8 protein-coding genes are annotated in these 7,447 nt (G+C 61.4%); 3 read left to right on the plus strand and 5 right to left on the minus strand.

The window, feature by feature from the left end; all coding sequences use genetic code 11:
• Positions 1 to 376: 376 nt before the first annotated feature.
• From ftsX to ftsY, 3 genes are all read right to left on the minus strand, one after another.
• Positions 377 to 1,330, minus strand: a complete 954-nt coding sequence (gene ftsX, locus PG896_RS20055) for a permease-like cell division protein FtsX (protein WP_029313524.1) — start codon at positions 1,328 to 1,330, stop codon at positions 377 to 379.
• The gene (gene ftsE / locus PG896_RS20060) at positions 1,330 to 1,998 is read right to left on the minus strand and encodes a cell division ATP-binding protein FtsE (RefSeq protein WP_010672603.1); all 669 of its coding nucleotides are present in this window, start codon (positions 1,996 to 1,998) and stop codon (positions 1,330 to 1,332) included. Before ftsE ends, ftsX begins: the two co-directional genes overlap by 1 nt.
• 222 nt (positions 1,999 to 2,220) lie before the next feature.
• Positions 2,221 to 3,963 (minus strand): signal recognition particle-docking protein FtsY, encoded by a 1,743-nt coding sequence (gene ftsY / locus PG896_RS20065; RefSeq protein WP_270836137.1) that lies wholly within the window; start codon positions 3,961 to 3,963, stop codon positions 2,221 to 2,223.
• Between the two features lie 110 nt (positions 3,964 to 4,073).
• Between ftsY and rsmD the strand changes: the two genes are divergently transcribed.
• A complete protein-coding gene (gene rsmD / locus PG896_RS20070) occupies positions 4,074 to 4,703 on the plus strand; it encodes a 16S rRNA (guanine(966)-N(2))-methyltransferase RsmD (protein WP_039040411.1) in 630 nt (209 codons plus the stop codon).
• Positions 4,687 to 5,001 carry a DUF1145 domain-containing protein gene (locus PG896_RS20075; RefSeq protein WP_010672600.1) on the plus strand — a complete coding sequence of 105 codons (315 nt, stop codon included), beginning with the start codon at positions 4,687 to 4,689 and terminating at the stop codon, positions 4,999 to 5,001. Before rsmD ends, PG896_RS20075 begins: the two co-directional genes overlap by 17 nt.
• A gap of 33 nt (positions 5,002 to 5,034) precedes the next feature.
• Here the strand turns inward: PG896_RS20075 and PG896_RS20080 are convergent, their stop codons facing one another.
• Entirely contained in the window at positions 5,035 to 5,400 is a 366-nt protein-coding gene (locus tag PG896_RS20080) for a YijD family membrane protein (protein WP_010672599.1), read from the minus strand.
• 19 nt (positions 5,401 to 5,419) lie between these two features.
• Entirely contained in the window at positions 5,420 to 6,040 is a 621-nt protein-coding gene (gene fabR / locus PG896_RS20085; protein WP_010672598.1) for an HTH-type transcriptional repressor FabR, read from the minus strand.
• A gap of 149 nt (positions 6,041 to 6,189) precedes the next feature.
• Here fabR and PG896_RS20090 point away from each other — a divergent pair, with 149 nt between their 5' ends.
• On the plus strand, positions 6,190 to 7,308 hold the full coding sequence (locus PG896_RS20090) for a fatty acid desaturase (protein ID WP_039040410.1): 1,119 nt from the start codon (positions 6,190 to 6,192) through the stop codon (positions 7,306 to 7,308).
• Positions 7,309 to 7,447: the final 139 nt, after the last annotated feature.

Genomic DNA, 7,447 nt, shown 5'->3' on the forward strand with positions numbered 1-7,447 from the left:
GGTGTGTTTGGAGACAGCCAGTTTACCAGCACCCTGTCTGTCAACTTCCACTTCCCCAAGATCCCGCGAAGAACCAAAAAAAAGGGGTCACAGTAAAGGACCCCTGAAAAGTAGCATGCTAAGTCCATTGTTGCGGAGCTCGCAACCTTCACATGCTTGCCAAGTCAGACGAGCAAGGCATAGGGGCCATACCCGTATTCATTCTGCTGCAGTCAATAGACCATTGATAAATCAAAAGGTTCAGAGGATCCACATATGATCCTCGGCGCAGACACCATTCAGATTACTCTGAGAAAGTGGCCCGTGCCAGAAACGGGCCACTCTTTTACTTGATCCAGTTCGCAAAATCCAGCGCTTTAAAATGCTGACAAATTAATCAGGACGGTTCTATGTCGCGAATGTGCCTGTGCACCGAGAACCAGGAGGCGATCAACCCCAGCAGGGCGCCCAGCAGTATGAGATTGAAGCCGTCGAACGCCCCCATCCCCACCAGACGGAAGTTGCTGTTGTAGAGCCCCGCCAGCTCCTTCACCACCCCCTCGCTCCAGATCACCATCACCTCGGTCAGCCACCAGGCCAGCATGCCGCCAATGACCCCGAACCAGATGCCCGTATAGAGGAAGGGACGGTGGATGAAGGCATCGGTCGCTCCCACCAGCTTGAGCACTTCAATCTCGGAACGCTGGTTCAGGATATTCAGGCGCAGGGTGTTGCCCACGATCAGCAACACAGCGGAGAGCAGCAACACCGCGATACCTGTAATGGTGTGGCGCAGCAGGTTCATGATCCCCTGCAACCGGGTCAACCACTGCAGATCCAGCTTGCCCTGCTCGATACCGGGCTCGTTCTCCAGCTTGGCGAGCAGCTCGGCGGCCCCTTCGGGATTCTGCCAGCGCGGATCCGGGATCACGCTCAGCACCGGCGGCAGCGGGTTGCTGTCCAGATAATCCAGGGCATCACCGAAACCGGAGATCTCCCGAAATTCCCTGAGCGCCTCGTCACGGTTCATATAAGTGACGGACTCCACTTCCGGATAGAGCAGGATCCGCTGCTTCATGTCGAGGATGCTCTGCTCCGGCAGATCCTTGCGCAGATAGAGGGAGATCTGGGAGCTGGTCTGCCAGCTCCCCTCTACCACTTCGGCATTCTTCAGCAATACGTGGAAACAGGAAGGCAGCGCCAGACTCACGCCAAGCACCGCCAGGGTCATCAGGGAGGCGAGCGGGTTGCGCCACAGCTCACCCAGGCTGGCAAAGGCCTGACGCACATGATCCACGCCATACATCATCAAGCGACGCAACGGCGGCTGTTTATGACGAACAATAGCCATCAGCGATCCTCCCCGGACGAATACATGCGACCCGCCTTGAGGGTCAGGGTGCGGTAGCGCATCCGGGCGATCAGCCCCAGATCGTGAGTGGCAATCAGCACGGAGACGCCGAAGCGGTTGAACTCCTCGAACAGGCGCATGATGTCCATGGAAAGCTGGGGATCCAGGTTGCCGGTCGGCTCGTCCGCCAGCAGCAGGGGCGGCTTGTTGACGATGGCGCGGGCGATGCCGACCCGCTGCTGCTCACCGCCGGAGAGCATGCGCGGCTGGTAGCGCTCCTTGCCGAGCAGCCCGACCTTGTCGAGCGCCGCCGCCACCCGCTTGTTGATGTCCCCATGGCTGTAGCCATCGATCACCAGGGGCAGGGCGACGTTGTCGAACACGGTACGATCCATCAACAGGCGGTGATCCTGGAAGATCATGCCGATCTGGCGGCGCACGTAGGGGATCTGACTGCGCTGGATGTGGCTGACGTCATCGCCGTGGAAGAAGACGCGGCCGTCGGTCGGCCGTTCCATCACGCTGATGAGCTTGAGGAGGGTACTCTTGCCCGCCCCCGAATGGCCGGTCAGGAAGGCCATCTCCCCCTTGCGCAGGTGAAAACTGACCTTTTGCAGCGCTTGATGACCGCCACTGTAGACCTTGCTGACCTTGTCAAAACGAATCATAACGGTTCCCTGAGATTGACAAACCCCGACCGGGATAAAGCATGGGGCGCTCACTCCCCCGTACCGGCACAACACCTGGATGACAACACCGGTCGCAACCATGCCGCATGTCATCCTTGCCCGGATGAGCCATACCTGCGCTCTCATAGTGACATACCCCGACCGGAGTCGGGGTATGGAACACGTGCTTGTCACGGCCGGGCCGACTCATGTCGGCCGGATTTATTCTTCGCGGCTGAAGAGCGCCTCGATGAAGTCGTTGGCGACGAACGGGCGCAGATCGTCGATCCCCTCGCCCACCCCGATGTAGCGGATCGGGATCTGGAACTTGTCGGCCACCGCGAAGATGACCCCCCCCTTGGCAGTGCCGTCCAGCTTGGTGAGGGTGATGCCGGTCAGGCCCACCGCCTCGCTGAACAGCTTGGCCTGGCTCAATGCGTTCTGGCCGGTGCCTGCGTCCAGAGTCAGCATGATCTCGTGGGGCGCCGCATCGTCCAGCTTCTTCATCACCCGCACCACCTTCTTGAGCTCCTCCATCAGGTTGCTCTTGTTCTGCAGGCGGCCGGCGGTATCGGCGATCAGCACGTCAGCCCCGCGGGAGCGGGCAGCCTCGATGGCGTCATAGATGACGGAGGCGGAGTCGGCACCGGTGTGCTGGGCAATCACCGGAATGTTGTTGCGCTGACCCCACACCTGCAGCTGCTCGACCGCAGCGGCACGGAAGGTATCGCCAGCGGCCAGCATCACGCTCTTGCCCTCGGCCTGGAACTGTTTGGCCAGCTTGCCGATGGTGGTGGTCTTGCCGACGCCGTTCACACCGACCATCAGGATGACGTAAGGCTTCTTGCTGGTGTCGATCACCAGGGGCTGCTCGACCTTGGCCAGCATCTCGCCCATATCCTGTTTGAGCAGACCGTAGAGCGCCTCGGCATCCTTGAGCTGCTTGCGGTCCGCGTGCTGTACCAGCCCCTCGATGATGCGGGTGGTGGTGTCGACGCCAAGATCGGCGGTCAGCAGCTGGGTCTCCAGCTCTTCGAACAGATCGTCATCGATCTTCTTGCCGCTGAACAGGCCGAAGAAACCGGAGCCGATATTCTCCCTGGTACGCACCAGGCTGCGTTTGAGGCGGGCAAAGAAGCCCTCCCGCTGCGGCTTCTCCTGAGTGTCGTCGTCCACCTTGGCGGCCAGTGGCAGAGCGGCCAGGGCAGCGGCCTCAGCCTCCATCGCGGCGACCAGACGCAAATCTTCCGCTCGTTGGGCCTCTTTGGCGACACGGGCTTCCTCGGCAGCCTGAGCTTCGGCGGCAACACGAGCCTCTTCCGCAGCACGGGCCTCGGCGGCAATACGGGCTTCTTCCGCGGCACGGGCTTCGGCAGCGATGCGAGCCTCTTCCGCAGCGCGGGCTTCGGCAGCGATGCGAGCCTCTTCCGCAGCGCGGGCTTCGGCGGCCACACGGGCTTCTTCTGCGGCGCGGGCTTCGGCGGCAAGACGAGCTTCTTCCGCAGCGCGAGCTTCGGCGGCAATACGGGCTTCTTCTGCGGCACGAGCCTCGGCGGCAATACGGGCTTCTTCTGCGGCGCGAGCCTCGGCGGCAACACGGGCTTCTTCTGCGGCGCGAGCCTCGGCGGCAATGCGAGCCTCTTCCGCAGCGCGGGTTTTGGCGGCAAAAATGGCGTCGTCTGCGACCTGAGCTTCGGTTGAGATCAAAGCCTCATTGACGATGACGGGCTCAAGCTCGCCCTCCGGCTCTTCCACAACCAGGGGGCCTTCGTCAGGGCCGCTCAGCGGCGCTTCGGGCTTGGCGGCGGGGGCATCAGCCGGGGCAACATCGGCGACAGGCGCGGGAACAGCGGCGGCCTCCGACTCGACGACCGCCGGGGTAGCGTCGGGCGCCTGCGATGGAACGGCCTCAGCCTCTTCTTTCTTGCGGCCGAAACCCAGCCAGGAAAACAAACCTTTTGCCATCTAAAAATACTCACATCAAAGGCTGACTGCTAAGATAGCCGTCCCTAGGCGGGTCGGCATAAAAATGAACCGCCTTATACTATCACTTTATTTTCTGACGACGAAACGCGATGCCCAGAGTGAAATCCAGCCGTAACAGCCCGAGCAAGAGCCCGGCCCCCCAGGGGCGAGCGGGCGTGGTACGAATCATCAGCGGCCAATGGAAGGGGCGCAAACTCCCCGTCAGGGATGTGGAAGGGCTCAGGCCCACCACGGATCGCGTCAAGGAGACCATCTTCAACTGGCTGGCTCCCCACGTGCGCGGTACCCGCTGCCTGGATCTCTTCGCCGGCAGCGGCGGGCTGGGGCTGGAAGCCTTGTCCCGCTATGCCGAACAGGTCACCCTGATCGAGATGGACAGAGGCGCCGCGGACCAGCTCAAGAAGAACCTGACGACCCTGGGCAGCAGCCAGGGGCAGGTGATCCAGGCCGATGCCGTGAGCTGGCTGCAAGGCCCGGCCACGCCGTTCGATCTGGTCTTTCTGGACCCACCGTTTCGTCGCGAGCTGCTGCCCCAGGTGTGCGAGCTGCTCGAGCAGCGCGGCTGGCTGGCATCCGATGCCCTCATCTATCTGGAGCGGGAAAAAGAGATGGCCGATCTGACGCTGCCCGCCAGCTGGACACTACTCAAGGACAAGCAGGCTGGTCAGGTCTGCTATCAACTCTATGTACGGGAGGTAAACGATGAAGCGGGTGTTTAATCTGTTGGCGATGGGGGTGCTGCTGTTCTTCTGGTTCGGTGTGGCACTCGCCCTGCTGGGCACCCTGCCGGGCAAACTGAACGGCTTTCTGCCGGTGTGCGGCGTCATCGTGATATTGATGCACTGGGTACAGGCCAGCATGATCAAGGCGGCCTGCAAACCCTACTTCGCGGTCACTCGTCTCGAATTCACCCAGGTGCTGATCTTCGGGGTGTTCGGCATGATGGATATCCGCACCAAGCTGCAGGCCATCATAGACGCCAGGAAGAAGGGAGAGACTCCCCCCAGGGCCGACTAGGCCACCCCCGGCCCGACCAGAAGGAGTGATTCGTCACTCCTTTTGCGTTTTTCCGAGGCTGATTCCCAGCTTGATGGAGAGAGCGGCGAGCAGCAGCAGCATGGCAATGAGGGAGAAGAAGTTGCTGCCAAGCTCGGGGTACTGCACCTTGACCAGGGCAGAATGGCCGAACACGCCGATAAAGAAGCAGAGCAGAATGCAGCTGGGTGTGTTGCCCACCATGGGCTCATGGCGATAGTGCTGATAGAGCTGGCTGGCCGCCAGCAACAGGGCGATGAGGGGGTAGAAGGAGAAGGGGACGACCGACTCCGTCAAGGCCGACAGGAAGGCATCGCCACAGATACCGATCAGCAGGGCCAGCACCAGGGGCTTCTTCGGAATCGCGTTCGGTTCATGCATGAGGCTGTCCATCCTTGCGTTATGTGAGAGATTCGTGGCGCTTGCGGTTCTGCACCTCGGCGCCCATGGCGATCATCCGCAATTGGCTGATGGTGCGCTCCGACAGTGCCTTGCACTCTTCCGGAGTCATGTCGAGGGCGTCTGCACCGGCGCTGAAGACGATGGTCACCATGGCCTCGGCCTGGATATAGGCCTCTTCCCGTGGCGCCTGCGTGGTGGCTTCCAGATAATCGGTCAGCTCGGCGATGAAGTGCTGGATCTCCCGGGCCACCGCCTGACGGAATGCAGCCGAGGTGCCGGAGCGCTCGCGCAGCAGTAGCCGGAAGATGTTCGGGTTGTTTTCGACGAATTCCATGAAGGTCTGCACCGAGGTGCTGATGACGCTGCCACCACCGGCAATGCGCTGGCGCGCCTGGCGCATCAGTTGGCGCAGGGTCAGCCCTCCCTCGTCCACCAGCGTCAGCCCCAGCTCTTCCATGTCCCGAAAGTGGCGATAGAAGGAGGTCGGCGCTATGCCCGCCTCTCTGGCCACTTCCCGCAGGCTGAGGTTGGAGAAACTGCGGTTGGCGCAGAGTTGACTGAACGCCGCCTCGATCAGCGTACGCCGGGTTTTTTCTTTTTGTTGCGCGCGAATACCCACGAAAACAGTCACCTTGAGATTAGCGAGGCCAGATGATAACCCGAAGGCGGGGCCGGGATCAGGTTTGTCTCCGACTTTTTTACCATTGACCCGCATTCCGGCTCAATGGAGAATAGTGAACAGCTGTTCGCTGAAAGGAGCCGAGTGAAATGGACCGCCCCCCGATCATCATGACCAACACCCTGCTGTTCGCCCTCTCCGGGCTGACGGCACTGATAGCGGTCCCCTGGTATGGACTGAGCCAGGGCTACGACCTCTGGCAGTGGCTCTGCTTCCTGCTGCTGTTCTGCTATTGCGGCATCTCCATCACCGCCGGCTACCACAGGCTCTGGTCCCACAAGGCCTACAAGGCGCACCCGGCCCTGCAATGGATCTTCGCCATCGGAGGCGCGCTCGCCCTGCAGAACTCGGCGCTGCACTGGTCCTCGGATCATCGCCGCCACCACCGCCACGTGGATGACAACCAGAAGGATCCCTACAGTGCGGGTCGCGGCTTCTGGTACTCCCACATCGGCTGGATGCTGCGGGAATACCAGCGCGATACCTACCACGACTACAGCAATGTGCGCGACCTGCAAAACAACCCCGTGGTCGCCTTCCAGCACAGGCACTATCTGGCTCTGGCCCTGGTCACCAACATCGGCATTCCGCTGCTGCTCGGCCTCTTGCACGGGGATCTGCTCGGCATGATGCTGCTGGCCGGGGTGCTGCGCATGGTGATGACCCATCACACCACCTTCTTCATCAACTCCCTGGCCCACATCTGGGGCAGCCAGCCGTTCACGGATCGCAACAGCGCCCGGGACAACGGCATCCTGGCCTTCTTCACCTTTGGCGAGGGCTATCACAACTTCCATCACCTGTTCGAGAACGACTACCGCAACGGCATTCAATGGTGGCAGTTCGACCCCACCAAGTGGCTGATCCGCACCGCCGCCTGGTGCGGGCTCGCCAAAGACCTGAGATCCTGCCCGGAGGAACGCATCGAACAGGCCAGGCTGGAGATGCAGCTCAAGCGCGCCCAGGCCAGAGTGCACAAGCAGGATGACAGGGAACGCTGGCAGGCACTGCTGCAGGAGGAGTACGACAAGCTGAGCCTGCAGATCCAGCACTACTATGCCAGCCGCAAGTCACTGCTGGAGCAGCGCAAGCGCACAGCCCTCGCACGCTACGACAGGCTCAGGCTGCAACTGGAGTACCGCACGTTGCGAGACGGTTTCCTCGTTGCCAAACGCAACTGGAGTCGTCTGCTGGCGGGCCTCGCCTGATCGCCGAAACATCACGCAAAAGACCGCCAGCAGGCGGTCTTTTTTATTGGACAAGCAGACGGCGGGCATAAAAAAAGGTTCTTCGCGGGATCTTGGGGAAGTGGAAGTTGACAGACAGGGTGCTGGTAAACTGGCTGTC

It is taken from the genome of Aeromonas sp. QDB30 (assembly GCF_027707645.1).
Lineage (GTDB): Bacteria > Pseudomonadota > Gammaproteobacteria > Enterobacterales > Aeromonadaceae > Aeromonas > Aeromonas caviae.

Coding starts and splice junctions, on each gene's coding strand:
- ftsX (WP_029313524.1), bottom strand. CDS start 1,330: ATGGCTATTGTTCGTCATAAACAGCCGCCGTTGCGTCGCTTGATGATG.
- ftsE (WP_010672603.1), bottom strand. CDS start 1,998: ATGATTCGTTTTGACAAGGTCAGCAAGGTCTACAGTGGCGGTCATCAA.
- ftsY (WP_270836137.1), bottom strand. CDS start 3,963: ATGGCAAAAGGTTTGTTTTCCTGGCTGGGTTTCGGCCGCAAGAAAGAA.
- rsmD (WP_039040411.1), top strand. CDS start 4,074: ATGCCCAGAGTGAAATCCAGCCGTAACAGCCCGAGCAAGAGCCCGGCC.
- PG896_RS20075 (WP_010672600.1), top strand. CDS start 4,687: ATGAAGCGGGTGTTTAATCTGTTGGCGATGGGGGTGCTGCTGTTCTTC.
- PG896_RS20080 (WP_010672599.1), bottom strand. CDS start 5,400: ATGCATGAACCGAACGCGATTCCGAAGAAGCCCCTGGTGCTGGCCCTG.
- PG896_RS20090 (WP_039040410.1), top strand. CDS start 6,190: ATGGACCGCCCCCCGATCATCATGACCAACACCCTGCTGTTCGCCCTC.